Origin of the sequence: Brachybacterium phenoliresistens, from assembly GCF_000576425.1 — a bacterium.
GTDB classification, from domain to species: domain Bacteria; phylum Actinomycetota; class Actinomycetes; order Actinomycetales; family Dermabacteraceae; genus Brachybacterium; species Brachybacterium phenoliresistens.
Genome location: NZ_KK070015.1, coordinates 1 through 24647, shown reverse-complemented (window position 1 = coordinate 24647; position 24647 = coordinate 1). Strand labels below are relative to the sequence as shown.

At 73.6% G+C, this 24647-nt stretch carries 23 protein-coding genes; 8 read left to right on the top strand and 15 right to left on the bottom strand.

All coding sequences use genetic code 11. The annotated features are described in order from the left end of the window. A partial coding sequence (locus BF93_RS18425) for an MFS transporter (protein WP_232226498.1) occupies positions 1 to 691 on the bottom strand: 691 nt, incomplete at its 3' end. A 216-nt stretch (positions 692 to 907) separates the two neighbouring features. Next, a complete protein-coding gene (locus BF93_RS18420) occupies positions 908 to 1759 on the bottom strand; it encodes a helix-turn-helix domain-containing protein (protein WP_084148699.1) in 852 nt (283 codons plus the stop codon). 135 nt (positions 1760 to 1894) lie between these two features. On the opposite strand from BF93_RS18420, the gene BF93_RS19185 reads away from it, so the two are divergent. Next, a complete protein-coding gene (locus BF93_RS19185; RefSeq protein WP_051487203.1) occupies positions 1895 to 2593 on the top strand; it encodes a DUF1345 domain-containing protein in 699 nt (232 codons plus the stop codon). Between the two features lie 79 nt (positions 2594 to 2672). Here BF93_RS19185 and BF93_RS18410 read toward each other — a convergent pair whose 3' ends face one another. Together BF93_RS18410 and BF93_RS18405 are read right to left on the bottom strand one after the other, a co-directional pair. Beyond that, the gene (locus BF93_RS18410) at positions 2673 to 4241 is read right to left on the bottom strand and encodes a SulP family inorganic anion transporter (RefSeq protein WP_038374675.1); all 1569 of its coding nucleotides are present in this window, start codon (positions 4239 to 4241) and stop codon (positions 2673 to 2675) included. 187 nt (positions 4242 to 4428) lie between these two features. Further along, positions 4429 to 4800, bottom strand: coding sequence for a MerR family transcriptional regulator (locus tag BF93_RS18405; protein WP_038374687.1), 372 nt, complete (start codon positions 4798 to 4800; stop codon positions 4429 to 4431). Positions 4801 to 4976: 176 nt separating this feature from the next. Between BF93_RS18405 and melA the strand changes: the two genes are divergently transcribed. After that, positions 4977 to 6377, top strand: a complete 1401-nt coding sequence (gene melA, locus BF93_RS18400; protein WP_038374672.1) for an alpha-glucosidase/alpha-galactosidase — start codon at positions 4977 to 4979, stop codon at positions 6375 to 6377. A 143-nt stretch (positions 6378 to 6520) separates the two neighbouring features. On the opposite strand, the gene BF93_RS18395 is transcribed toward melA, so the two are convergent. Further along, complete coding sequence (locus BF93_RS18395; protein ID WP_038374670.1) at positions 6521 to 7342, bottom strand: phytanoyl-CoA dioxygenase family protein; 822 nt, start codon at positions 7340 to 7342, stop codon at positions 6521 to 6523. 71 nt (positions 7343 to 7413) lie between these two features. Between BF93_RS18395 and BF93_RS18390 the strand changes: the two genes are divergently transcribed. Beyond that, complete coding sequence (locus tag BF93_RS18390) at positions 7414 to 8235, top strand: helix-turn-helix domain-containing protein (RefSeq protein ID WP_051487202.1); 822 nt, start codon at positions 7414 to 7416, stop codon at positions 8233 to 8235. Between the two features lie 9 nt (positions 8236 to 8244). On the opposite strand, the gene BF93_RS18385 is transcribed toward BF93_RS18390, so the two are convergent. Continuing rightward, on the bottom strand, positions 8245 to 9018 hold the full coding sequence (locus BF93_RS18385) for a TetR/AcrR family transcriptional regulator C-terminal domain-containing protein (RefSeq protein WP_038374668.1): 774 nt from the start codon (positions 9016 to 9018) through the stop codon (positions 8245 to 8247). Positions 9019 to 9139: 121 nt separating this feature from the next. On the opposite strand from BF93_RS18385, the gene BF93_RS18380 reads away from it, so the two are divergent. Next, complete coding sequence (locus BF93_RS18380) at positions 9140 to 9529, top strand: VOC family protein (protein ID WP_038374665.1); 390 nt, start codon at positions 9140 to 9142, stop codon at positions 9527 to 9529. Positions 9530 to 9634: 105 nt separating this feature from the next. Next, positions 9635 to 11365, top strand: a complete 1731-nt coding sequence (locus BF93_RS18375; protein ID WP_051487201.1) for an ABC-F family ATP-binding cassette domain-containing protein — start codon at positions 9635 to 9637, stop codon at positions 11363 to 11365. Here the strand turns inward: BF93_RS18375 and BF93_RS18370 are convergent. Further along, entirely contained in the window at positions 11304 to 12218 is a 915-nt protein-coding gene (locus BF93_RS18370; protein WP_038374664.1) for a sigma-70 family RNA polymerase sigma factor, read from the bottom strand. The two genes, BF93_RS18375 and BF93_RS18370, sit on opposite strands and share 62 nt — an antisense overlap. A 159-nt stretch (positions 12219 to 12377) precedes the next feature. On the opposite strand from BF93_RS18370, the gene BF93_RS18365 reads away from it, so the two are divergent. Next, the gene (locus tag BF93_RS18365) at positions 12378 to 12854 is read left to right on the top strand and encodes a carboxymuconolactone decarboxylase family protein (protein WP_198025509.1); all 477 of its coding nucleotides are present in this window, start codon (positions 12378 to 12380) and stop codon (positions 12852 to 12854) included. 141 nt (positions 12855 to 12995) lie between these two features. Here the strand turns inward: BF93_RS18365 and BF93_RS18360 are convergent, their stop codons facing one another. After that, positions 12996 to 14789 (bottom strand): glycoside hydrolase family 2 protein, encoded by a 1794-nt coding sequence (locus tag BF93_RS18360; protein WP_198025507.1) that lies wholly within the window; start codon positions 14787 to 14789, stop codon positions 12996 to 12998. Positions 14790 to 14998: 209 nt separating this feature from the next. Between BF93_RS18360 and BF93_RS18355 the strand changes: the two genes are divergently transcribed. Together BF93_RS18355 and BF93_RS18350 are read left to right on the top strand one after the other, a co-directional pair. Beyond that, positions 14999 to 15694 carry a TetR/AcrR family transcriptional regulator gene (locus tag BF93_RS18355; RefSeq protein ID WP_051487200.1) on the top strand — a complete coding sequence of 232 codons (696 nt, stop codon included), beginning with the start codon at positions 14999 to 15001 and terminating at the stop codon, positions 15692 to 15694. Further along, positions 15691 to 16593, top strand: a complete 903-nt coding sequence (locus BF93_RS18350; protein WP_038374663.1) for an alpha/beta fold hydrolase — start codon at positions 15691 to 15693, stop codon at positions 16591 to 16593. Before BF93_RS18355 ends, BF93_RS18350 begins: the two co-directional genes overlap by 4 nt. Before the next feature lie 22 nt (positions 16594 to 16615). On the opposite strand, the gene BF93_RS18345 is transcribed toward BF93_RS18350, so the two are convergent. Genes BF93_RS18345 through purB form a run of 7 tightly spaced genes read right to left on the bottom strand, consistent with a single transcriptional unit; the run spans position 16616 to position 24279 of the window. Further along, positions 16616 to 17971, bottom strand: a complete 1356-nt coding sequence (locus BF93_RS18345) for a M20/M25/M40 family metallo-hydrolase (protein WP_038374662.1) — start codon at positions 17969 to 17971, stop codon at positions 16616 to 16618. A 31-nt stretch (positions 17972 to 18002) separates the two neighbouring features. Beyond that, positions 18003 to 19841, bottom strand: coding sequence for an MmgE/PrpD family protein (locus BF93_RS18340; protein ID WP_051487199.1), 1839 nt, complete (start codon positions 19839 to 19841; stop codon positions 18003 to 18005). Next, positions 19841 to 20680 carry an amino acid ABC transporter ATP-binding protein gene (locus tag BF93_RS18335; protein ID WP_084148696.1) on the bottom strand — a complete coding sequence of 280 codons (840 nt, stop codon included), beginning with the start codon at positions 20678 to 20680 and terminating at the stop codon, positions 19841 to 19843. The genes BF93_RS18340 and BF93_RS18335 overlap by 1 nt, the downstream gene beginning before the upstream one ends. Positions 20681 to 20687: 7 nt before the next feature. Beyond that, entirely contained in the window at positions 20688 to 21359 is a 672-nt protein-coding gene (locus BF93_RS18330; RefSeq protein WP_038374661.1) for an amino acid ABC transporter permease, read from the bottom strand. A 3-nt stretch (positions 21360 to 21362) separates the two neighbouring features. Beyond that, positions 21363 to 22145 carry a transporter substrate-binding domain-containing protein gene (locus BF93_RS18325; protein WP_038374659.1) on the bottom strand — a complete coding sequence of 261 codons (783 nt, stop codon included), beginning with the start codon at positions 22143 to 22145 and terminating at the stop codon, positions 21363 to 21365. Then, a complete protein-coding gene (locus BF93_RS18320; protein WP_051487198.1) occupies positions 22142 to 22891 on the bottom strand; it encodes a GNAT family N-acetyltransferase in 750 nt (249 codons plus the stop codon). Before BF93_RS18320 ends, BF93_RS18325 begins: the two co-directional genes overlap by 4 nt. Continuing rightward, positions 22888 to 24279 carry an adenylosuccinate lyase gene (purB, locus tag BF93_RS18315; RefSeq protein ID WP_051487204.1) on the bottom strand — a complete coding sequence of 464 codons (1392 nt, stop codon included), beginning with the start codon at positions 24277 to 24279 and terminating at the stop codon, positions 22888 to 22890. Before purB ends, BF93_RS18320 begins: the two co-directional genes overlap by 4 nt. Between the last annotated feature and the right edge of the window lie 368 nt (positions 24280 to 24647).

Genomic DNA, 24647 nt, shown 5'->3' with positions numbered 1-24647 from the left:
GCCCCGGTGCGGCGCCGACCTCGGCGGGTCCGGCGCCGCGGGCGGCGGCGCGCAGCAGCGGGTCGGGCCGCAGCAGCGCGAACACGAGGAACCCGGCCAGCAGCATGCAGACCGCGGCGATGAGGAACGCCCCGGCATAGACGTTCAGCCCCACCAGCTCCCCGACGGCCCCGCCGGGGATCCCGAGGTTCGGGCCCAGCACGGAGCCGAGCGTCCCCACCCACACGACCAGCGCGAGGGACCTGCCGCGGTGCGCGGGGTCGGCGAGGTCGGTGGCGGCGAAGCGGGCCTGCAGGGCCACCGCGGATCCCGCCCCGATCAGCAGCAGGCCGATGAACAGCGGCACCGTGAGGCCGGCCTGCGCGGCGAGGACCAGGATCGCGCTGCCGGTCCCGCCGACCCACCATCCGCCGGCCAGCGCCCAGCGGCGGCCGTGGCGCGCGGCGAGGCGGCCCAGCGGCAGGCCCGCGAGGGCGGCGCCCAGGGTGCTGGCCGTGCGGGCCAGCCCGGCCCAGGCCTCCGAGTCGGTCACCTCTCCGGCCAGCAGCACGCCGATCGACGGCGCGACGCCCACGCCGATGGTGCCGATGATCTGCATGGCCACGAGCACCCGCAGGGTGCGGCGCTGGATCGCGGCGTCCTGCACCGAGGACGGGGCGGTCGCCGGGGCCGGCGCCGAGGGCCGGCTCACGCGGCCGCGCCGGGTCGGGACGCGCTCCGGGCGGTCCGGTGCGCGGCGGTCCGGCGTGTCATGCGTGGTCTCCTTCGGGCAGGGAATCGGCCGCGCTCCACGCTAGGCTCCGCCGCTGCCCACCGGTAGCCAGGACTTCGTCATGGGCGCCATCACCTGCGGTGATGCACGGCTCACGGCGGCCGATCCGGAACCGGCAGGCCGGGCCGCGCCGCCCTACCGGCCCTGCGCGCGGTACTGCCGGGGCGTCATCCCGCAGGCCGCGGTGACATGGGCGTAGTAGCTGCTGAGGGAGCCGAAGCCGGCCTCGCCGGCGATCTCCGCGGAGGTCTTCGCGGTCGTCAGCAGCAGGCGCTGGGCCTCGGCGACGCGGCACATGACGATGTAGTCCCCGATCGTCACCCCCAGGGCGCTGCGGAAGACGGTCATCGCATGGGACGGGGTGAGGTGGACGCTGCGGGCGACGTCCGCGACGGCGATCTCCTCCCGGAAGCGCTCCACCACGAACTGCGCCATCTTGACGACGTGCCGGGTCCGGCCGGAGGGCAGCTCGCGCGGGGCGGGGCCGGGGCCCTGCGCATCGGCCGCGCGGATGATGCGGCGGATCGCCGCCTGGATCTCCAGCAGGGCGATGCCGACGGTCTCGGGCCGGGCGATCTCCTCGAGCCACAGCTCGACCATGGACTCGAGCCGGCGGCCGATGGCCCCCGCCTCGATGATCAGCGGCTGCATCCGCACCAGCGCGCTCATCTCGGGCTCGGGCAGGTGCCAGCCGATCACGTGGGACATCGGCACCTGCACCCAGGCGACGTCGCCGGGCCGGGAATGGACCAGGCCGTGCGGCTGGGCGGCCCAGAACGCGGCGATCTGCCCCTCGCGCACCACCAGGTGCCGACCGGCGAAGACGTAGTGCAGCTCGCCGCGCAGGACGAGGTTGATCTCGACGTCGTTGTGGCGGTGCATCTCCTCCATGGGCGGCGGGTCTCCGCGCCGGCACCACAGGCCGGAGGCGACGGTCACCACGCGCGGCCCGGCGGGGCGGGTCTGCTCGGGGGACGAGGCGGGCATGAGCGCACCCTATGTCGCGGGACGGGCGCCGTCGGCTAGATTCCTGGGCACGACCGGCGCGAAGGGGACGGCATGCAGGACCGGCAGCGCAGAAGACCGCGGGCGGCGCCCGCAGGGGCCCGGCGGCGCGGGGTCATGTCCGAGGGGCGGCGCACCCTGGTGTGCACGATCGCCGCGACGGTCTCGACGGCGGTGATCGAGACGATCTGGCTGGGCGTCTCCCCGCAGCTGCGCCCGCACGGCTTCGTGCTCGGCTTCGTGCTCGCCTGGACGACCTTCACCGTGCTGCACCTGGCCCTGACCCGGATCGCCTACCGCGGCCTGGACGGCGAGGCCCTGCGCGCGCAGCTGGCCGGCGACGCCTCCGGGCGGCGCGCCCGGGACTCCCGCGCCGATCGCCTGCGGCACGGGCTGCTCGACGGCTGGTGGCGCACGGAGGCGCCGTCCTGGTCCGTCCAGGTCTCGGTGCTGTCGCTGGCGGTGGTGGTGTGGATCATCGCGGTCCCGGTGCTGCACGGCTCGCAGCTGCTGCTGGGCTGGACGCTCGCGATGGTCGGCGGGTCGTGGGCCGACATCGCGGCGATGTTCGCGGTGCACTACGCGCGCCGCGACCTCGCCGAGGGCGGGCTCGACTTCCCCGGAGGGCAGACGCGCCGCTTCACCGACTACGCCTACTTCTCCCTGGGCGTGCAGGCCACCTTCGGCGCCACCGACGTCGCGGTGACCACCTCCGACATGCGCCGCACCGTCATGGTGCACACCGCGCTGGCCTTCGTGTTCAACACGGTGATCATCGCGCTCATCGTCTCCCTGCTGCTGGGGACCCTCGGCTGAGGTCCCCAGGAGCGGCTGGCGCGCCCGGCGGCGAGATCGGTCGCAGGCCCCGGCCGCGCCGCCTCTCGTCGCGCCGCCGTCAGGCGCCCAGCCGGCCCGAGAGCCGTTCGAGGCGCTCCGCGCTCGCCCCGTCGAGGCCGATGATGCGCGCCTCCTTGCCGCGGTCGCGGTACTTCCCCTGGACGGCATCGAGCGAGGCGACCGTCGAGGCGTCCCAGACATCGGCGTCGGTGAGGTCGATGATCACCGTCGCCGGATCGCCGGCGTAGTCGAACTGGTAGACCAGATCGTTGCTCGAGGCGAAGAACAGCTGGCCGGAGACGCGGTAGCGGCGCACGTCCACGGTCCCGTCGCCGTCGATGTCGGTCTCCCACACGGGCTCGATCCGCACCAGGTGGGCGACGCGGCGGGCGAACAGCACGATCGCGGTGAGGACCCCGAGGCCCACGCCGACGGCGAGGTTGTGGGTGAGCACCGTCGCGACCACGGTGACGAGCATGACCAGCGTCTCCGGGATCGGCATGCGACGCAGGGTCGAGGGGCGCACGCTGTGCCAGTCGACGGTGGACACGCACACCATGATCATCACCGCGGCGAGGGCGACCATGGGGATGCGGCCGATGATGTCCCCGGCCAGGACCACGAGGATCAGCAGGAAGGTGCCGGCCAGGAAGGTCGACACGCGCGAGCGGGCCCGGGCGTCCTTGACGGAGACGACGGTCTGCCCGACCATCGCGCAGCCGCCCTGCCCGCCGAACAGGGCTGCGACGATGTTGCCGATGCCCTGGCCGAAGGCCTCGCGCGGCTTGGAGGAGTGGGTGTCGGTGACGTCGTCGACGAGCTTCGCCGTCAGCAGCGTCTCCATGAGCCCCACCAGGGCCATGCCCAGGGCGTAGGGGAAGATCTCCTGCAGCGTCGCGAGGGTGAGCGGGACGTGCGGGATGAACAGGTCCGGCAGCGACTGCGGCAGCTCGCCCTGGTCGGCGACGTCCGCGACGTCCCAGCGGGCGATCACCACGAAGAGCGTGAGGACGATGATGGTGATCAGCGGCGCCGGGATCGCCGTGGTGATCCGCGGGACGATGATCAGCAGGGCGATGCCGGCGGCGCACAGCGGCCACACCATCCAGCTCGCCTCGGGGCCCAGCAGGTGCGGCATCTGGGCGGTGAAGATGAGGATCGCGAGCGCGTTGACGAAGCCGGTCATCACCGAGCGCGGGATGAACCGCATCAGCTTCGCGACCCCGAGGGCGGCGAGGACCACCTGCAGCACGCCGGCCAGGAGCACGGTGGCCACCAGGTAGTCCAGGCCGTTGCCGGCGGCCGCCTCGTGCTCCTGGTAGACGGGGGCGACGACCAGCGCCGTCGCCCCGGCCGCGGCGGTGACCATCGCCGGCCGGCCGCCGACGACGGACAGCGTGATCGCCATGATCGCGGCGGTGAACAGGCCGACGGCCGGGGACACCCCGATCAGGGCGGAGAACGACAGCACCTCCGGGATCATCGCGAGGGCGACGACGAGCCCGGCGAGGACCTCGGTGCGCAGCAGCGCCGGGCTGCTGAGCGCCTCGCGCACCGTCATCGGGCGCGCCTGGGAGTGCGCGGGCGTCGCACCGGGGGCGGCGACGGCAGGGCTGGGTGAGGTCACGGAGCGTCCTTGGGGAGAGGGAGCATGCAGGGGACAACCCTCACGTTACGTGAGGGTGGCGGGCGGGCGCACCGGGCATCCGATGCCTGGTCGGTCACAGCGATCCTGCCCGCGGAGGGCCGCCCCGCCCTGTCCGGAGGAGATCATCTGCCCTCCGGGCCCGCCCGCTCGCGCCGGCGGGGCGCGGTCACCCGCCGTCGGGGCCGGTCAGCTCGCGCAGGCGGGCGAGGAACTCGTCGGCCATGGCGACCTTCCGCTCGAGCGCCTCCCGACGCTCGGCGGCCTCCTGCGCGAACTCCCGCAGCCGGTCGCGGGCGGCGTCCGAGGAGCCGGGGCCGGAGATCGCGTCGGTGACCTCCAGCAGCTCGCGCATCTGCTGCAGGGAGTAGTCCAGCGGCTTCATGCGACGGATCAGCAGGATCCGCTCGACATCGGCCTCCGTGTAGAGCCGGAAGCCGCCGCTGGAGCGCTCCGAGGGCGAGACGAGCCCGATCTCGTCGTAGTGGCGCAGCGTGCGCAGGCTCAGCGCGGTCCGCTCCGCGACCGCGCCGATGTGCATCGTCCCCTCGCGGTCATCCGTCGGCTCCACGGCACCAGTGTGCCCGACGGACGCCGCACCGCCCCGCCACGCACCCCGGAGACCCCACACCGCACTCGCGAGGGATCGAAGGATCCTGGACATCCGGCGCACTGCGGCGCGAGAACTCCGGCAGGACCCGCCCGTAGCGTGGCGGCATGACCGAGAATCGCTTCCTCCCCGCCCCGAAGATCACCATCATCGGCGCCGGCGGCTTCGTGTTCCCCTTCCGCCTCATCGGCGACATCCTGTCCTTCCCCGCGCTGCGCGACGCCGAGCTGTGCCTGATGGACATCCGCCCCGAGAAGCTGGGCCCCGTCGCCCAGGCCACCCGCGAGCTCATCGCCCACCACGGCTTCGACGCCACCGTCGTCGAGACCGGGGACCGCCGCGCCGCGCTCGAGGGCGCCGACATCGTCATCATCACCTTCCAGGTGGGCGGGGTGGAGGCGTACCGCCACGACGTCGAGATCCCGCGGCGGTACGGCATCGACCAGACCGTCGGCGACACCGTCGGCCCCGGCGGCGTGTTCCGCTTCCTGCGCTCCGTGCCCGCCTACGACGCCATCGCGGCCGATGCCCTCGAGGTCTGCCCCGGCGCGACCTTCATCAACTACGCCAACCCCATGGCCATGGCCACCGCCTATCTCAACGCCAAGGGCCTGCGCACCGTCGGCCTGTGCCACAGCGTGCAGGGCACCACCCGGATGCTCGCCCGCACCCTCGGCGTCCCCTACGAGGAGATCTCCTACCGCTGCGCCGGGATCAACCACCAGGCCTGGATCCTCGAGTTCATGCGCGGCCAGGAGGACCTCTACCCCGCGGTGCGCGAGACCATGTCCCGCCTCCACCAGCGCGGGCGCGGCGCCGCGGACCTCGCCGGCGACGACGGCGACCACTCCGAGGTGGCCGAGGGCGCGAACGTCTACGAGGGCGGCAACGAGCAGGTCCGCACCGCGATCATGAACGCCTTCGGCTACTTCCAGACCGAGTCCAGCCACCACGCCTCGGAGTACCTGCCCTACTTCCGCAAGTCCCCGCAGCTGACCGAGGAGTTCCTCCCCGAGCGCTGGGACTACTACGAGATCTGCGCCGCCCACGACGACCAGGGCGACATCGACGCGCAGCTCGCGAAGCTCAAGGAGGAGCTGGCACCCTCGGTCGAGTACGGCGCGACCATCGTCAACTCGATCGTCACCGGCACGCCCAGCGTCATCCACGGCAACGTCCCCAACCACGGCTCCCTCATCGAGAACCTCCCGGCCGATGCCTGCGTCGAGGTCCCCTGCCTGGTCGACGCCCGCGGCGTGCAGCCCACCGCGATCGGCGAGCTGCCCCCGCAGCTGGCCGCCGTGAACCGCACCAACGTCAACGTCCAGACCCTCACCGTGCGCGCGGCGCTGACCGGCGACGTCGAGAACGTGCACCACGCGGTGGCGCTGGATCCGCTGACCGCCGCCCAGGTCACCCTCGAGGACGCCCGCGCCATGACCGAGGAGCTGCTCGCCGCCCACGCGTCCCAGCTCCCCGAGGCCCTGCGCCCCGCAGCCCAGGGCTGAGCCGGCCGGCGGCCGTGCACGAACGGCGGTCTCAGAGCCGCGAGCCGGGCAATCGCCTGGTTCGAGGACCTCAGGCCGCCGTTCGTGCACGCCGCCGGCATCGCTCGGGTCGGCGGAGCAGGCGGCCCCGGGCCTTCAGGGCCTCACGGCGCCGGGAGGTCCCGCACGTCCGCGTCGCCGCAGGCACCGCCGCCCACGGCCTCGGTGACGTCGACGTCCGTCCCGTCGGGCCGGACCAGCGGGTTGTAGAAGGCGGCGATCTCGACGCTGCCGGCGGGGACGTAGTGGAAGATCAGCGAGCGGCGGAAGCGGTCCGTGCTCGAGTTCGGCCGGGAGCCGTGCAGCAGGCTGCCGTGGAAGAACAGGGCGTCCCCCGCGGCGAGGCGGGTCTGGTGGACCTCCATCCCTTCGGGGACGGGCACGATCTGCGGGCTGAAGGACTCGGCGACGTCCGCGGCCTCGGGGCAGACCACCTCGTGGGTGTGGGAGCCGGGGACCACCCGCAGCCCGCCGTTCTCGGCGTCGGTGTCGTCGATCGCCACCCAGGCGGCGAGGCAGGTCTCCGGGGCGGCCCGCAGGAAGAAGTTGTCCTGGTGCATGGCCTGGCCGCGGGCGCCCGGGGGCTTGAAGTAGAACATCGACTGGGCGGCCAGGCAGTCCCCGATCAGCGCGGAGACGATGCTCGTGATCCTCTCGTCGAGCAGGAACCGGCGCGCGAGCCGCCCGGCCTCCGTCTCGGCGATGCGGTGGGGGTTGATCATCCGCGGGTAGCGGCCCAGCGGCTCATCGGGCGCGACGAGGGCGTCGAGCCGGAAGTGGGGCGAGGAGGGGCCGATCTCCGCTGTGAAGACCTCTCGGATCTGCGCGACCTCCGCGGCGGTGAGGAGGTTGCGGACGATGATGACGCCGTGGTCGTCGTAGGTCCGGCGGCGGGCCTCGGCGGGGGCTTCCAGTACCTGTGTCATGCCCCTATCGGACCATGGCCGTTGCGCGCAGAACCATGGGATCTGCCGGTGGAAACCTCTAACATCCTGCTATGCCTTCGCGCCAGCAGTCGGTCCGCCTGGGATACGACGGCCCGCTCACCGCGGGCGCCATCACCGAGGGGTGGAGCTATCGGACGGTGCGTCCGGGCGGGACCGACGACTGGCTGATGATCCAGACGATCGAGGGGGCCGGGCGCTTCGGCACCGTGGACGCCGCGGCGGTGGCCGCCGGCGCGGGCACGGTCGTGCTGATCCCTCCGGGCACGCCGCAGGACTACGGCACCGATCCTGCGGTCGGCCGATGGGCTCTGCGCTTCGTGCACGTCCGCGCGCCCTCCGCGTGGAGCCCTCTGCTGCGATGGCCGGAGGCCGGCGCGGGAGTCCGGATGCTCGTCCCCGAGGGCGAGGCCGCGGTCGAGATCGCCGCCCATCTCGACGCCGTGGTGCGCTGGTCCCGCAGCGGCTGGTCCCATGGCACGGATCTGGCGCTGAACGCCCTGCACGCGGCGCTGCTGTGGGCCGAGGCGATCAATCCGGAGCACGGACAGGTCGATCCCCGGATCCGGGCCGTGGTCGACGCGATCGAGCGCGATCATCGGCGCCCCTGGTCGGTGGCGGAGATGGCCGCGCAGGCGCGTCTGTCCCCCTCCCGGTTCGCGCACCTGTTCGCCGCGGAGGTGGGCACCACCCCGGCGGCGTTCGTCGAGGGGCGCCGCATGGACCTCGCCCGCCAGCTGCTGACCGTGACCCAGCTTCCGGTCGCGGAGGTCGCCGCGGAGGTCGGCTTCGAGGACCCGTTCTACTTCTCGCAGCGCTTCCGCCGCGCCGTCGGGGTCAGTCCGCGCGAGCACCGGCGCCGCCACGCGCCGTAGTCGGCGGGGTCAGCCGCGCGGCTCGATGAGCGCGCCCAGTCCGTCCAGGGTCCGGGCCAGGCCGAACTCCCAGGCATGGTCGGGGTTCCAGGCGCTGCCCTGCGCCTCGCCGGCCGCGGCGCCGATGCGCACCGCGCGCGGGAAGGCGGCGGGGTCCAGGGCGCGGGCGAGGATCGGTTGGTTCGCCTGCCACCAGGCGGCGTCGCTCATGGCGGTGTCGGTGGTGGCGCGGGCGGCGTCGTGGGCCGAGCGCACATGGGAGCGGACGAATCCCAGCAGATGCGCGAGGGCGGCGTCGACGTCGACGTCCGTCAGGCCGGTCCCGCCGAAGGCGGCGAGCTCGTGCTCGTACTTCGCCAGGGTGCCGGGACCCAGCGGCGGCCGGCTGAGCGCGGCGACCTCGGTCATCCACGGGTGGTCGCTGAGCATCTCGCGGTTGGACCGGGCGACGGCGGCGAGGCGCTCGCGCCAGGGCGTCCCCTCCGCCCACGGCTCCCGGGGCATCCGCGCATGGAGCGCGTCGACCATGAGGTCCAGCAGCTCGGGCTTGCCGGGGACGTAGGTGTAGACAGACATCGGGGCGATGCCCACCGTCTGGGCGACGGCGCGCATGGTCACGGCGGCGAGGCCGGACGCGTCGGCGAGCGCGAGCGCGGCCTCGGTCAGCTGCGCGGGGGCGATCGAGCGCGCGGGGCCGCGCCGCGTGCCCGCCGCCGCATCCTGCCCCCAGAGCAGCGCGAGGGTGCGGCTGGACTCTCCTGCTCCGGTCCGGTTCTCGCTCACGGGAACAATCCTCGCACAAAAACGTTGTACGCCGTACGGGGTTCCGAGTACGGTGTCCCCGCAGCCCGGCGGAGCACCGCCGTCGACGCACGGCGCCGCCCGATCGAGAGGACCCCCGCCCATGCAGATCACCGCCTCCTCCATCTCCCTCAACGTGGCCGACCCGGCCGCCTCCGCCGCCTGGGCCACCCGGCATCTCGGCTTCGCCGAGGAGATGTCGGCCGATGGCTTCGTCTCCCTCGCGCACCCTGAGGCCGGCCTCCACCTCATCTACCTGCGCACCGGTCTGGAGACCTTCCAGCCCGCATCGGCCGCCGGTCCGGCGGACGGCCTCCTGGTCGTCTTCACCGTGACCGACATCGATGCGGAGCACGCCCGGCTGCAGGCGGAGGGGGCGGAGATCATCACGCCCCTGCAGACGGAGCCGTGGGGCGAGCGCTTCTTCCAGATGGCCGACCCGAACGGCATCGTCGTCCAGCTCGTGCAGTGGGTGGACGCGCCGCCGCAGTGACCGCCGGGGAGGGGGCGCGCCGCATCCGCCCGGATCCGGCGCGCCCTCTCCCCGCCCCAGCCCCGCTTCCCGCACCAGACCCCCGACCGGCCGAAGGAGATCCCCGTGGCGAGCATCCATTCCGTCGTCCTCGCCGGCCTGTCGCATGCCTGGCCGGACGGCACCGCGTCCCTGCACGGGATCGACGCCGCCTTCGGCACCGGGCGCACCGGGCTGATCGGCGCCAACGGCAGCGGGAAGTCGACGCTGCTGCGGCTGATCGCCGGGGCCCTGCGGCCGACGGCGGGGACGATCTCCGTCGCCGGGAGCGTCGGCCTGCTCCCCCAGCGCCTGGACCCCCGCCGCACGGTGGCGGACCTGCTGGGGGTGCGGGAGCATCTCGACGCCCTCCGCGCGATCGAGGCCGGGGACACCGACCCGCGCCATCTCGAGGCCCTCGAGGAGGACTGGCTGGTCGAGTCCCGGGCCGAGGCCGGCCTCGCCGGGGCCGGGCTCGACGGCCTGGACCTGGACCGGCGGGTCGCGGAGGTCTCCGGCGGGGAGGCCGTGCGGGCGGCGCTGCTGGGCATGCGGAGGGCTGGGCACGACATCGTGCTGCTGGACGAGCCCACCAACAACCTCGACGCCGGCTCCCGGGCCCGGCTGCACGAGGACATCCTGACCTGGCCGGGGACGCTGATCGTGGTCAGCCATGACGTGGCGCTGCTGGACCTCATGGACGCCACGGCGGAGCTGCGCGAGGGAACGATCTCCCTGTTCGGCGGGCCGTACTCGGCCTTCCGCGCGCACACGCAGCGGGAGCAGGAGGCCGCCGAGCAGGCCGTCCGCACCGCCGAGCAGCACCTGCGCCGCGAGAAGGAGCAGCGCATCGCGGCGGAGACCGCGCTCGCCCGGCGCCGCCGCTACGCGCGCACGGACTTCGAGAACACGCGCCGCCCCAAGACGATCATGAAGCAGCGCGCCTCCTTCGCCCAGGTCTCCGCCGGGAAGCTGCGCGGAGAGCTCGCCGGGAAGGTCGAGGCGGCCGAGCACGATCTCGCCGAGCAGACCTCCCGGCTCCGCACGGCCGACCGGATCCGCATCGCCCTGCCCGACCCAGAGGTCCCGGCCGGCCGCCGCCTGGCCGAGCTGCGCGACGCCCGCGGCGGCGCGATCCTCATCCAGGGCCCGGAGCGGATCGCCCTGCACGGCCCCAACGGCATCGGCAAGACCCGCCTGCTGCGCGCCCTGGTCGCTCCGGGCGCGCGGTCGGACCTGGCATCGACCGAGGGGGCGCACGGGGCGGACGGGGCGGACGGGGCGGACGGGGCGGATGGTCCCGACGGAACCACTGGGCGTGTCGGCGCCGCTGCGGTCGGTGCGAGTGCGTGGACCGATCGCATCGGCCATCTCGCCCAGGGGCTCGGGGACCTGGATCCCGGCGCGAGCGTCCTGGACGAGGTGCGCGCGGCCGCCCCGTCGGCCGATGTCGAGTCTGTCCGGGCGCAGCTGGCGCGGTTCCTCTTCCGCGGGGAGGACGCGCACCGGAGCATCGGCGGGCTCTCCGGCGGCGAGCGCTTCCGGGTGGCGCTGGCCCGGCTGCTGCTCGCCCGGCCGCCGCACCAGCTGCTGGTGCTGGACGAGCCGACCAACGATCTGGACCTGGACAGCATCGCGGTGCTCGTCGAGGCGCTCGAGGACTATCGGGGCGCGCTGCTCGTGGTCAGCCACGACGCGGCGTTCCTGGACCGGCTCGGCATCACGGCGGCGTACGCGCTGGGGCCGCAGGGGCTGGTCAGCGCGAAGGCCGCGAGCCCGGATCCGGGAGCGCCGGGTTCCCGGCCAGGCGGCCGATGAGATCCGGGGCGGCGAAGGCGTCGATCTGCACGATCCGCCCGTCGGCGACGGTGAACGCCATGATGCTGAACAGCGCGCCATCGCGGGCGATCGCCGCGCCCGGCGCTCCGTTGACGAGCACCGGGTGCACGACCCGGTCCGGGTGCGCGTAGCGCAGGGCGGAGGCGGCGACCTCCTGGGCGCCGTGCGAGCGCAGCACCCCGGCGCCGAGGTCGGAGTGCACGACCACCTCGGGGTCGAGCAGGCTGATCAGGCGGGGCAGGTCGCCGTCGCGGGCGGCGGCGAAGAAGGCGTCGACCACGGCGCGCTGCGCGGCGGGGTCGGCATCAGTCTGCGGGGCCCTGCCCTGCACCCGCCGGCGGGCCCGGCTGGCGAGCTGGCGGGCGGCCTGCGGGGAGCGTCCCAGCACGGCGGCGACCTCGTCGAAGGGCACGGCGAACAGGTCGTGCAGCACGAAGGCGACCCGTTCGGCGGGGGAGAGCGTCTCCAGCACGATCAGCAGCGCGAGCCCGACGGTGTCGGCGAGGGCGACCTCCTCGCCGGGATCCCCGCCGCCCTCGCGCTCGAGGATCGGCTCCGGCAGGTGCTCGAGGCGCTCCTCGAGGGAGTCCGTGCGACGGATGCCGCGCGAGCGCAGCATGTTCAGGGCGATGCGGGAGATCGTGGTCGTCAGCCAGCCGCCGAGGTTCTCGATCTCCGCGGCCTCGGACTCCCGGCTGCGGCGCAGGCGCAGCCAGGCCTCCTGGACGGCGTCCTCTGCATCGGCGACCGAGCCCAGCATGCGGTAGGCGACGCCGAACAGGTGGCGGCGGTGCTCCTCGAAGTCATCGTCGAGGCGGGGATCATCGGTCATCGCAGTCCTCTCATGCAGGCGCGGACGAAGGGCTGACCCGCCGGACGGCCGGTCCGTGACAGGGGTCCGCGGAAGCGATCCTCGCGGGCCTGTCACATCGGCCCGCTCGCGCGGGTCAGGGATATCGACAGAGCACACCCCCTCACCGAGGAGCACCCCATGACCGACATCCAGCCCCGCATGCCCAACCCGGCCACCATCCTGCCCCAGTCCTACAAGGGGATCGGGAACCTCCTGGCCGCCGTGTCCTCCGGCGGGCTCCCCACGGCCATCGTCGAGCTCACCGCGCTGCGGGTCAGCCAGCTCAACGGCTGCGCGACGTGCATCAACGGCCACGCGACCACCGGCGCGAAGGCCGGGCTGACCACGGCGCAGATGCTGGGCGTCTCCGCCTTCCGCACCTCGCCGTTCTTCGACGAGGCGCAGAAGGCGGCGCTCGAGCTGGCCGAGGCCCTGACCCTGCTGGCCGGCAGCCCCGAGGAGCCGCTGGACGACGCCCTGTGGAAGCGGGTGTGCGCGCACTACGACGAGACCCAGCGCGCCGCGCTGATCCTCAACATCGCCACCAGCAACCTGTTCAACCGCATCAACATCGCCGTGCGCGAGGACGTCGAGAGCCCGTTCTGGCTGCGGTGACAGCGCCCGCCCGGGGCGCCCGGGCGGGTCCGGCGGGGACATCGGCCGATAGCGGAGCCGATGCCCCCGCCGGCCTGCGTCACCGCCGGTCAGCGTCGCCTCCGGCCTGCGTCGCCGCCGGTCAGCGTCGCCGCCGGCCGCTCACCTCTCCCCGCGGCCGGTGACGATCGCGCGGATCCGCTCGGCGGGGAGCTTCGGCACCCGGTCGGCGGTGGCCAGGCCGTTGGCCTCCTGGAGGGTGTCGGTGAGCTGCGTGTAGCAGTGCCCGGCGAGCGCGGGGCTGTCGTTCAGCGCCGCGAACAGCCCGCCGACGGTGTCCGCGAACTCCTCGGGGCCCTCGACGGTCGCGTACCCCCAGGTGCCCTCGGCGGCGTAGGCGATGCCGCCGAACTCGGTGATCATCACGGGCGCGTCCTCGGTGAGGCCCTGGGCGGCGTCGTCGATGGGACGCCGGCGCTGGGGGCCGCGGGAGGCGATCGCCGCGGCGGTGGACTCCTCGCTCGCGTAGCGCTCGCGCAGCCGCGCCGGGTCGGTCTCGTAGTCGTGCAGGGCGATCACGTCGCCGCCGGTGAGCTCGTAGCCGTCGTTGGAGACGACGGGGCGCGTCGGGTCCAGCGAGCGGGTCAGCGCGGTCAGCGCGATGGTGAGCTCGCGCTGCGGGGCGGAGTCGGCGAGGTCGCGGGCGCCCCACGACTCGTTGACGGTGACCCAGGTGACCACGCTCGGGTGGGCCCGCACCTGCTCGACGATCTCCGTCCACTCGTGCGTGATCGCGGCGGCGGCGCGGGGGCTGAAGGCGTAGGCGTTGGCGGTCTCGCCCCAGATCAGCAGGCCCAGCCGGTCGGCCCAGAACAGGAAGCGGGGGTCCTCGACCTTCTGGTGGATGCGGGCGGCGGTGAAGCCGAGCTCCTTGATCAGCTCGACCTCGCGGCGGTAGGCGTCCAGGTCCGGCGCGGTGAGCTGGGAGGTGGGCCAGTAGCCCTGCTCGAGCACGGAGCGCACGAAGTACGGCTCGCCGTTGAGCAGGAACCAGCCGCGGTCGATGCCGGTGGTGCGCAGGCCCAGGTAGCTGGCGGCCTCGTCGACGACCTCGCCGTCCTGCAGGATCTGCACGGTGACGTCGACCAGGGTGGGGCGCTCGGGGGACCACAGCAGGCGGTCGCGGGACTGGGTGTTGCGCACGGCGGGCACGTCCACGGTCCCCTCGACCCGCGTGTCCAGGGCGGTGATCTCGCAGGAGCCGAGGACCTCGTCCCCGGCCGCGAGGCCGATGCGCACGGTCGTCCCCGGGCGGGGGCGCTGCGCGAGGCGCAGGCTCACGTCCACGCGGGCGCGGGGCATATCGAAGTCCCAGTGGAAGCCGGTGAGGTGCTGCTCGGGGACGGTCTCCAGCCACACGCTGCGCCAGATCCCGGTGGAGCGGTGGTACCAGATGGCGTGCGGCTCCAGCTCCCAGTCCTGCTTGCCGCGCGGCAGCTCGGGATCGTGCGGGTCGTCGACGGCGCGCACGACGACCACGTGCTCGGGCCCCTCGTCCAGCAGGTCGGTGAGGTCGCAGGTGAAGGAGGTCTGGCCGCCCACGTGATGCCCGGCCAGGCGCCCGTCGACCCACACGTGGGCCTCATGGTCCACGGCACCCAGGTGCAGCAGCACCCGCTGCCCGGGAGCGGCCGTCGCGGTGAGGGTGCGCCGGTACCAGACGATCGGGTGGAAGCCGGTCTCGTGGATGCCGGAGGCCTCGGACTCGGGCACGAAGGGCACCTCGATGGTGCGGTCGAAGACCTCGGCCGCGGCGGGCTCGTACCAGCGCCGCGCGAGCCCCACCGCCTCGTCGTCGTGGGCGAAGCCCCAGGGGCCGTCCAGCGAGGTCCAGTCCTCGCGCATGAGGGTCGGGCGGGGGTGGGTGCCGTCGTGCGTGCTGGCGCGCAGCGTCATCGTCGATCGCTCCTGGAGAAGAGGGTGTCCCACGTGGGAATCTCGGGTCCGACGATCCTATCGACGCCTCGCGGGCCGACGCACCCCGGTCCGCACTCGGGTCGGTATAGGATACGATACGGTCCGTGCCGTATCGCAAAGAACCCTTCCCGCCCGCGGAATCTTCGCCGCACCCGGAATCTCCGCCGCCCGCAGAGCCCCCGCCGCCCGTGCCTCCGCAGCCCCGGCGCGGCCGTCCCCGCGATGCCCAGCTCGAGCAGCGCATCGTCGCGGCCGTCCTGACCCTGCTCGGCGAGAAGGGCTACGACGGCATCAGCATCGAGGAGGTCGCGCGGCGCAGCGGCGCCTCGAAGGCGAGCCTGTACCGCCGCTGGTCCTCCAAGCGGGACATGGTGCTCGCCGCCCTGCGCGCAGGCCCGGCGCAGGACGGCGCCGGCGAGGCCGTCGACACGGGCAGCCTGCGCGAGGACCTGCTCGAGCTGTGCCGCCGGCTCGATCGCACGATGCGGCGCACGGACGCCCGCACCGCGATGCTGCTGCTGGAGGCCGGGCTCGAGGACCCGGAGCTGTGCGCGGCGATCGAGACGGCCGTCGGGCCGACGGGCGCACGCCTCCCCCGTGCGGTGCTGGAGGCCGCCGAGACCCGCGGCGAGCTGCCGCCGGGAGCGGACCCCTTCGTCTTCGAGGAGGCCGTCGGCTCTGCCCTGCTGCTGCGCCGCACGAACGGTCTCGCCGCTGATGCCTCCTACCTCGAGGCCCTCGTCGACGCGATCGTCCTGCCCGGGCTGCGGGCGAGCGCCGCGCTGGGCCGCCCGCTGCCGGCGGGCATCTTCTCCGGCACCCCGACCCCCGCGCCGCTCCCGACCGCTCCCCCGCACCAGCATCCCTCCGAGGAGACCCCATGACCCGGTTCGACATCATCGACGGCTTCACGTACCAGCAGATCCCCGGGGAGGGCGACGTCCCGATCCACGTCGCCTCCGCGGGCGAGGGGCCCGCGGTCGTGCTCCTGCACGGCTTCCCGCAGACCCACGTCATGTGGCGGCACGTCGCCCGCGATCTCGCGGCCGATCACACCGTCATCGTCCCCGACCTGCGCGGATACGGCCGCAGCGGCGCACCGTCGGGCGAGGATCCCACGACGTACTCCAAGCGCGCGATGGCCCAGGACGTCATCCGGGTCGCGGACGCGCTCGGCGCGCCGCGCTTCGGGCTCATCGGCCACGACCGCGGCGCCCTCGTCGCCGTGCGGGCGGGCCTGGACCACCCGGAGGCGGTCGACTACCTCGGGATCCTCGACGTGCTGCCCACCCTGGACACCTGGGAGGTGCTGCACGGGGTGGACGCGAAGGTCGCCTGGCACCTGTATCTCATGGCGCAGCCGAAGGGCCTGCCGGAGAAGATGATCGCCGCGGTCGCCCCGGAGTTCTTCGCCTCCTTCCTGGACGCCTGGGATCCGCGCGGCACGACCTTCTCCCCGCAGCTGCGGGAGCACTACATCGCCGCCTCCGTCGCCTCGGTCGAGGCGATCGTCGCCGACTACCGGGCGACCGCCTCGATCGACCTCGAGATGGACCGGGCCGACCGGGCGGCGGGGGCGCGGCTCGCCATGCCCGTCGGCGTGATCTCGCAGGACTGGGGCGCCCACCTCGGCTTCGACGCCGCCGCGCTGTGGCAGGCCTGGGCATCGGACGTGACCTACCGGCCCACGACCGCCGGGCACTTCATGGCCGAGGAGCGCCCCGAGGAGGTCGTCGCGCTGATCCGCGAGCTGTCCGCGAGGAGGCTCGCCTCCGCCCGGTGAGCGGCGCGGGGCCGGCGGCGCCTCAGCAGTCCTGCACGAGCCGCAGCAGCACGCGCGCGCCGAAGCGGATCGCGTCCACCGGCACCCGCTCGTCGATGCCGTGGAACAGCGGGGCGAAGTCGAGATCGGCGGGCAGCTGCAGGGGCGCGAAGCCGTAGCCGTCGATGCCGATCTGCGCGAGCTGCTTGTTGTCGGTGCCGGCGCTGAGGCAGTAGGGCACCAGCTCGGCACCCGGGTCCTCGGCGAGGATCGAACGGTGCATGGCCTCGACGAACGGGGTGTCGTGCGGGGCGTCCAGCGAGATGCCGATCTTGTCGATGATCACCTCGACGTGCTCGCCGCTCAGCTCGTCGATGAGGGCCAGCAGGTCCTCCTGGTGGCCGGGCAGGAAGCGGCAGTCCAGCTCCGCCTCCGCCGTCTGCGGGATGACGTTGCCCTTGTAGCCGGCGTGGAAGGTGGTCACGTTGGCGCTGTCGGCGAGGGTGCCGGAGACGAACTGACGCGCCCCGCCCAGCAGCGGCAGGAAGGACTCCGCATCGGCCTCGTCCCAGTCCTGGCCGGTGATCTCGGAGACCCGGTCGAACAGGGTGCGGACGCTGGCGACGTACTCGCGCGGGAAGACGTGGTCGTCGATCGCGGCGACGGCGCGGGACAGGCGCACGATGGCGTTCTCGTCGTTGGGCACGGAGCCGTGCCCGGCGCGGCCGGTGGCGCGCAGGCGCAGCCAGGCGTAGCCCTTCTCGGCCGTCTGCAGCAGGTAGGCACGGACGTCCTCGCCGGTGTCCTTCCGCGGCAGCGTGATCGAGTAGCCGCCGACCTCGCTGATCGCCTCGGTGCAGCCGGCGAACACGTCGGGCCGGTGCTCGATCATCCAGCGGGAGCCGTAGGTCCCGCCCGCCTCCTCATCGGCGAACATGACGATGACCAGGTCGCGCGGCGGCACCTGGCCGGTGCGGGCGATGTGCCGGACGACGGCGAGGATCATGCCGTCCATGTCCTTCATGTCCACGGCGCCGCGGCCGTAGAGCACGCCGTCGATGACCTCCGCCCCGAAGGGGTCCACGGTCCAGTCCTCCGCGGCGGCAGGGACGACGTCGAGGTGGCCGTGGATGACCAGGCCGCGCTCGCGGTCCTCCCCCGGGATGCGCACCACGACGTTCGCACGCCCGGGCGCGGACTCGATGATCTCCGGGGCGAGGCCGACCTCCTCGAGCTGGCCGACCACGTACTCGGCGGCCTCCCGCTCCCCCGGCCCCCAGGTCGCCGGGTCGTGGCCGCCGTAGTTGCTGGAGTCGATGCGGATCAGGTCGCGCGTGATGCGCACGGCCTCGTCCTGCACCAGGGCGAGCTGCTCATCGGTCGGGGCGGCGATGGTCACCAGGGGGTCCTTCCGTCGGGAGTCGTGCGGGTCATGCGGGATCGTTCGGGTCAGGGGAGTCGTACGGGTCAGGGGATTCGTACAGCAGCCGGGCGAGCTGCCCGATGCTGGGGGCCGATGCGGGGTCACCGTCATCGGCCGATGCAGAGCCCGCAGCTCCGGCAGATGCGGGATCGAGTCCCGTCCCGGACGCCGTCGGGGTCGGTCCGAGCAGGTCCAGGATCTCAGCGGCGCGTCGGGCATCGCCGAGGCTTGCGACCAGCTTGTCACGGACGGCCTCATCCGGCAGAGGTCGATCCGGGGATCCCAGCGGTCGCTGGACCTCGGCCCGCAGCACCTCGCCGGAGCGCAGCCGCACCTCGACCTGCGCCCAGAAGTCCCGTCTCCCGACCGGCGCAGTCCCCCGCCCCGGCACGGACACGGAATTGTCACTCTGCATGCCATCTGTGGGCTCATTTCGGCATACAGAGTGACAGTTCTGCGCGCTTCCGTCGGCATCGGCCGCGACCTCCGGACTCCGAGGGGCGGGCACGTGCTCGCGCCGGACGCGGGCGGCGAGGTCCGTGACCACCGGCGGCAGGGGGCGCGGCGAGAGGTGGGTGAGGTCCGGCGCGAGGCCCAGCAGGATCAGGGCGAGGATCGCCTCGACGCTGAAGCGGGCCTCCTCCCCCGTGCGCGGGGCGGTGTGGATCAGGGCGGCATCGGCGCCGGGGCGCATGCGCACCACGACCTCGGCGATCGCGGCGGCCCGGGAGGCGGCGGAGCCCTCGGGGTCGACGGGGCGGGAGCCTGCGAGGTCGGCGGCACCGGCGGCGGCACCGGCGGGCTCGGCGGCACCGGCGGCGGCACCGGCGGGCCCGGAGAGGTGGTCCGGCAGGCGGGCGGCGGTCTCGGCGGCGGCATCGGCCGCGGACATGGCGGCGGAGCAGAAGGGGTAGCGCTTGAACCAGACGCCGGGGTCCAGCAGCGCCCAGCGCGCGACCGGTGCCCCGAAGCCGTCCAGCACGGCGCGGCGCTCGGCCTCGGGGACGCCGTGGGCGGCGAGCAGCCCCGCCGGGCCGAGGACGGCGTCCTCGGCGGTGTGCAGGCCGGCGGCCGCCCAGGCCACCGACTCCACGCCGGTCTGCGCGGCGAGGCCCGCGTGCAGCGGCTTGCCGGGGGTGCCGAACTGGGCGCGCACGCCGCCGGACCGGGAAGCGGCCACGGACAGCGCGGTCGAGGCCGCCTGCTCGTCGAGCCTCCGCAGGTGGGCTCCGGCGGCCGCCGCCGCGACGGCGCCCGCGGTGCCGGTGGGGTGCCATCCGGCCTGGTAGTGGGCCGGGCCCAGGGCGCGGCCCAGGCGGGCCATGACCTCGAGGCCGACGATGTATGCGGCGAGCATCGCCTCGATCCCGTCCTCCGGGCGGGCCAGGGCCAGCAGTGTGGGCACGAGCACCGCGGAGGGGTGGCCGCGGACGAGCTCGTGGGTGTCGTCGAGGTCCAGCAGGTGCGCCTGGAAGCCGCCGACGAGGGCGGCCCGGGCCGGGGCGAGGCCGGTCCCGGCGCCGATGACCACGCGGGGATCGGCCGCGGCGCCCTCGGCGAGGGCCCAGGCGACCAGGCGATCGCGGTCGGCGCGGGCTGAGGGGTCGGCGGCGACGGCGAAGGACGCGGCGATGACGTCGGCGATCGCCCGGGCGGCGGCCGCGCGCAGGGCGGGTGCCTGCGGTGACGCCGCCGGCGAGCGCAGGGCGGGCGCCTGCGGCGGGGCCGCCGGGGAGCGCACGTCGGATTCCCGCGGTCCCGCTCCCGCGGCCCGGCCCGCCGCCGTCGCGGCGCGGTCCCCGAGGGGATCGGCCGCGACGACGGCGCGCGCGAGGGCGTCGGGCATCAGCCGGGCAGCCCGTCCGGGCGCAGCGGGTCGTGGCCCAGCGGCTCGGAGGGAGCATCGGCCGCAGGATCGGCGGCGGACCGCTGGGCGGGCTCGCTGACGGCCTCGCGCAGGAAGCGGCGGGTGCGCTCCTCGCGGGGGCTGCGGATGACCTCGCGGGCGGGGCCCTGCTCCACGATGCGGCCGCCGTCGATGAAGACGACCCGGTCGGCGACTTCGGCCGCGAAGGCCATCTCGTGGGTGACGATGACCAGGGTCATGTCCTGCTGGGCGAGGTCGCGGATGACGGCGAGGACCTCGCCGACGAGCTCGGGGTCCAGCGCGCTGGTGGGCTCGTCCAGGAGGATCGCGTGCGGCGTCACGGCGAGCGCCCGGGCGATGGAGACGCGCTGCTGCTGCCCGCCGGAGAGCGTGACCGGGTACTGCTGCATGGTGGTCTCGGCGATGCCCACGCGGGTGAGCAGCTCGCGCGCGGTCTGCTCGGCCTGGGCCTTCGGCGTGCCCTGCGCGGTCATGGGGTCCATGACGTTGGCCAGGGCGGTGCGGTTGCGGAACAGGTTGTAGCCCTGGAAGACCATGGCGGTCTTCTTGCGCAGCGCCCGCACCTGCGCCCCGGGGATGCCGGGGGCGCGCACGGTGACGTCGTCGATGCTGATGGACCCGGCATCGGGCGTCTCCAGCAGGTTCAGGCAGCGCAGCAGGGTCGACTTGCCGGAGCCGGAGGGGCCGATGATCGCGACCACCTCCCCCGTGCCGACCTGCAGGGACACGCCGTCCAGGACGACGTTCTCCCCGCTCTTGCCGAAGAAGGACTTGCGAAGGTCGCTCACGTCGATCATGCGCCGATCACCTCACGTATGCGCGGCTGAGCCGCGTCTCGAGCCGGCCCTGGAACCAGGAGTAGACGATCACCAGCAGCCAGTACACCAGGCCCACCACGAGGAACGTCTCGAAGAAGCGGAACGAGGCGGAGGCGAGGATCTTCGCCTCGGCGAACAGCTCCGTGAGCCCCAGGGTGAAGGCGACGGACGTCTCCTTGAGCAGGGAGATGAAGATGTTGCCGGTGGCGGGCAGGGCGTTGTAGGCGGCCTGCGGGATGATGTAGCGCCGGTAGACCTGCGGCGCCGTCATGCCGGTGGCCAGTCCCGCCTCGAGCTGCCCGCCGTCCACGCTGGTCAGCGCGGCGCGGAAGATCTCGGCGAGGTAGGAGGACTCCTTGAGGGAGAACCCGACGATCGCCGCGGTCAGCGCGTCCATGGTGGTCATGAACGGAAACAGCTGCGGCAGCCCGTAGTAGATGAGGAACAGCTGCACCAGGGTGGGGATGCCGCGGAACAGCGACACGTACAGCTGGGCGAGCTGGTCCAGCACGGGGATCCGCAGGAAGCGGATCAGCGCCACGAACAGGCCGATGAGGATCGCGAAGAACATCGACGCGACCGCGATCAGCAGCGTGACCGGCAGGAACTTCAGCAGCTGGGGCAGGACCTCCAGCATGTAGAGCGGGTCGAGGTCCATGCATCAGCTCCCGGTGTAGCCCTCGGGCTCGGTGGTCACGTCGTCGCCGTAGTAGGTGGTCGACAGCTCGGTGAGGGTGCCGTCGGCGTGCAGCGCCTCGATCTGCTCGTTGACCTGGGCGACGAGCTCGGAGCCCTTCTCGAAGGGGAAGGCGACGGACTCCCAGGCGATGGGCTCGCCGACGAACTTCAGATCCGCCCCGGACTTCTGGATCTCCGCGAGGAAGATGCCGGTGGAGTTGATGTACCCGTCCACGCGGCCGGCGAGGAGGTCCTGCATGGCGCCGTCGCGGGTCTCGTAGGTGCGGATCTCGAACTCGACGCCGTTCTCGGCCTTCCAGGTCTCCAGGTGGGTGGTGTTGTTGGATCCCAGCACGCCGGCGATGGTGGTGCCGGCGAGGTCGTCGAGGGTGTTCAGCGCGGCGTTGCTGCCCAGCGTCACGATCGTCGCGCCCATGTAGGCGTAGGGGACGGTGAAGTCGTACTGCGCCGAGCGCTCCTCGGTGACGGCCACGTTGTTGGCGACGGTGTCGAGCTTGCGCGCCTCCAGCTGGCCCATCAGGCCCGAGAAGTCGGCGTTGGTCCAGGTCACCGTCTTGCCGAGCTTCTCGGCGATGGTCTCGATGACCTCGACGTCGAAGCCGATGAGCTTGCCGTCCTCCTGGTAGCTGTTGGGGAAGGACTGCCCGGTCGAGCCGGCGCGGATCGCGTCGGAGCCGCCGCCGGCGCCGCAGGCCGCCAGCAGCGGGAGGGACAGGGCGGACAGGGCGAAGGTGCGACGCTTCATGAGGTGAGTCCTTTCAGGAGGTCGGCGTGGCGCGCGCGCCAGCCGGCGTAGGAGGCGGGGTCGATGGGCCGGATGTAGAAGTCGGTGATGTGCCCGAGGCCCAGGTCGGCGCTGCCGACGGGCTCGAAGCCGAGCCGCTGGTAGTACGCGCCGAGCCACGGATGGTCCTGCGCGGTCCCGAGCGAGACGGCGGGGGCGTGCAGCAGCCCGGCGAGCACCTGCTCGACGAGGGCGTCCAGCAGCTCGCGGCCCAGCCCCTGCCCGGAGTGCGCGGGATCGGTCGCGAGCCAGCCGATGTGCGGCAGGCCCAGGTGGCCGGGGTTGGGCCCCCAGGGCATGCGCAGCGACACCGTGGAGATCAGCGCCCCGTCCAGCCCGGTGATCCCGTAGGCGATGTTCTCGCGCAGATGGGCGAGGACGTCCTCGCGCGAGGCGTCCGAGGCCTTGAAGTGCACGCCCAGCTCGACGTTCTTCGCGTAGGCCGCCTGCAGCAGGTCGCGGTACTCGTCGACGCGGTCCGGGCCGATCAGGGCCAGGCGGCCGATGGCCGCGGCCGCGCGGCGCCCGGTGGGAGCGGCCGATGCGGGGACGGGGTTCTCGCCCGATGCGGGCGCGGGATTCTCGCCCGATGCGGGCGCGGGGTTCTCGCCCGATGCGGGCGCGGGATTCTCGCCCGATGCGGGCGCGGGGTTCTCGCCCGATGCGGGGACGGCGCCCGGGGCGGCCGATGCGGTCTGCTCGCTCATGCGGCTCCTCCCGTCGGTGCGGAGGCATCGGCCGCGGGGATCCCGGCCTCGTCGGCGGCGGCGAGGACGGCGTCGATGGCGGCGCCGGTCTCCCCCAGGTAGGCCGAGGCGTCCAGCCAGGAGCGGATCGTCCCGGCGTCGAACCGCGAGGCCACGCGCTCGTCCTCGAGGAGGACGTCGGCCAGGTGACGGCCGGTCTCGACGGCGGCCATGGAGGCGTCGTAGACGATGTGGTGCGCGGTCTGCTTGCCCAGCTCCTTGCCGATTTCGAACATGGCCTTCTCGGAGAGGATCAGCCCGCCCTGCAGCTCGAGGTTGCGAGCCATGGCGTCCTCGTGGACGACCAGGCCGGCGAGGATCCGGCCCAGGGTCGCCAGCTGCGCGGAGAGGTACAGGTGGATCTCCGGCAGGGCGATCCACTCGGCGCGCCAGCTGATCGCGTCGCGCTCGTGGACGGTCGCGGCGCCGTCCAGGACCAGCGCCGCGGCGTGCTTGATCGGGGCGGTCAGCGCGGCGGCGCCCTCGAGGAGGGCGGGGTTGCGCTTGTGGGGCATCGTGGTCGAGCCGATCTTGCCGGCGGTGAAGGGCTCCTCCACCTCGCCGATCTCGCTGTGCATGAGGGCCGACAGCTCGGTGGCGATCTTGCCGGCGGTGGTGGAGATCAGCGCGAGGGTGCTCGCGTATTCGCCGATGCGGTCGCGGGCGGCCTGCCAGCCGATGCGCGGGCTCGCCAGCTCCAGACGGTCCAGCGTCTCCTTCTCGATCTCGCGGCCGCGGCCCTGGAAGGAGGCGTAGGTGCCGATGGCGCCGTTGATGTTGCCGGTGAGCACGCGCGGGGCGACGGCGTCCAGGCGCTCCAGGTGGCGCAGCGCCTCGTCCAGCCAGATCGCCGTCTTGAAGCCGAACGTGGTCGGCAGCGCCTGCACGTAGTGGGTGCGGCCGGCCATGGGCGTGTCGCGGTGGCGCTCGGTGAGGGCGCGCAGGGCGGCGGCGAGGGCCAGCAGGTCCCGGCGCAGCGGGACCAGGGCGTCCTTGATCTGCAGGACGGTTCCGGTGTCGACGATGTCCTGGGTGGTCACGCCGTAGTGGACCCATTCGCCGTGCTCGCCGGCGGCGGCCTGCAGCGCGCCGACGGTGGCGTTCAGGGAGTGCATGGCCTTGGCGCCCTCGGCGGCGATGGCCGCGAGGTCGAAGTCCCCGGCGGCGGCGCGGGAGATGGCATCGGCCGCGTCCTGCGGGATGACGCCGAGCGCGCCCTCGGCCTCGGCGAGGGCGGCCTCGACGTCCAGCTGGCGGCGCAGACGGGCCTCCTCGCTCCAGATCGCCCGCATCTCGGGGGTGCTGAAGCTGTTGCCGATGGTCAGCATGTCCACGACGTGGGAAGACATGGGTTCCTTCCGGGGCGGGTCGGAGCGCGGGCCGGGGTCCGCCGGGCCGATGCCGGTCCGGTCCGGGCAGCTGCCGCGCCGCGCTCGGTGCGGGAGCGCGGACAGGACATGCGTCCGGGCGCCGAGCGGGCGGCTCGCGCCCGGGATCCGGGGCCGGGGCATCGTGCCGTTCTGGTCCGTGGCACGTGCAGGGGTCCGATAACGCTAGGTGATGGAGGTCCTTATGGGGCAGTGCGCGTCGAAGTGTGAACAGCCCCTCAGGTTTCCCGCAGGTCAGGACATGACGGAGGCGCCAGGCCCTGTGACCGGCGTCGCGCGCCGCCCCGCGAGGCCCGCCCGCGCGGTGCCGGAGGGGCCCGCCCGCGCGG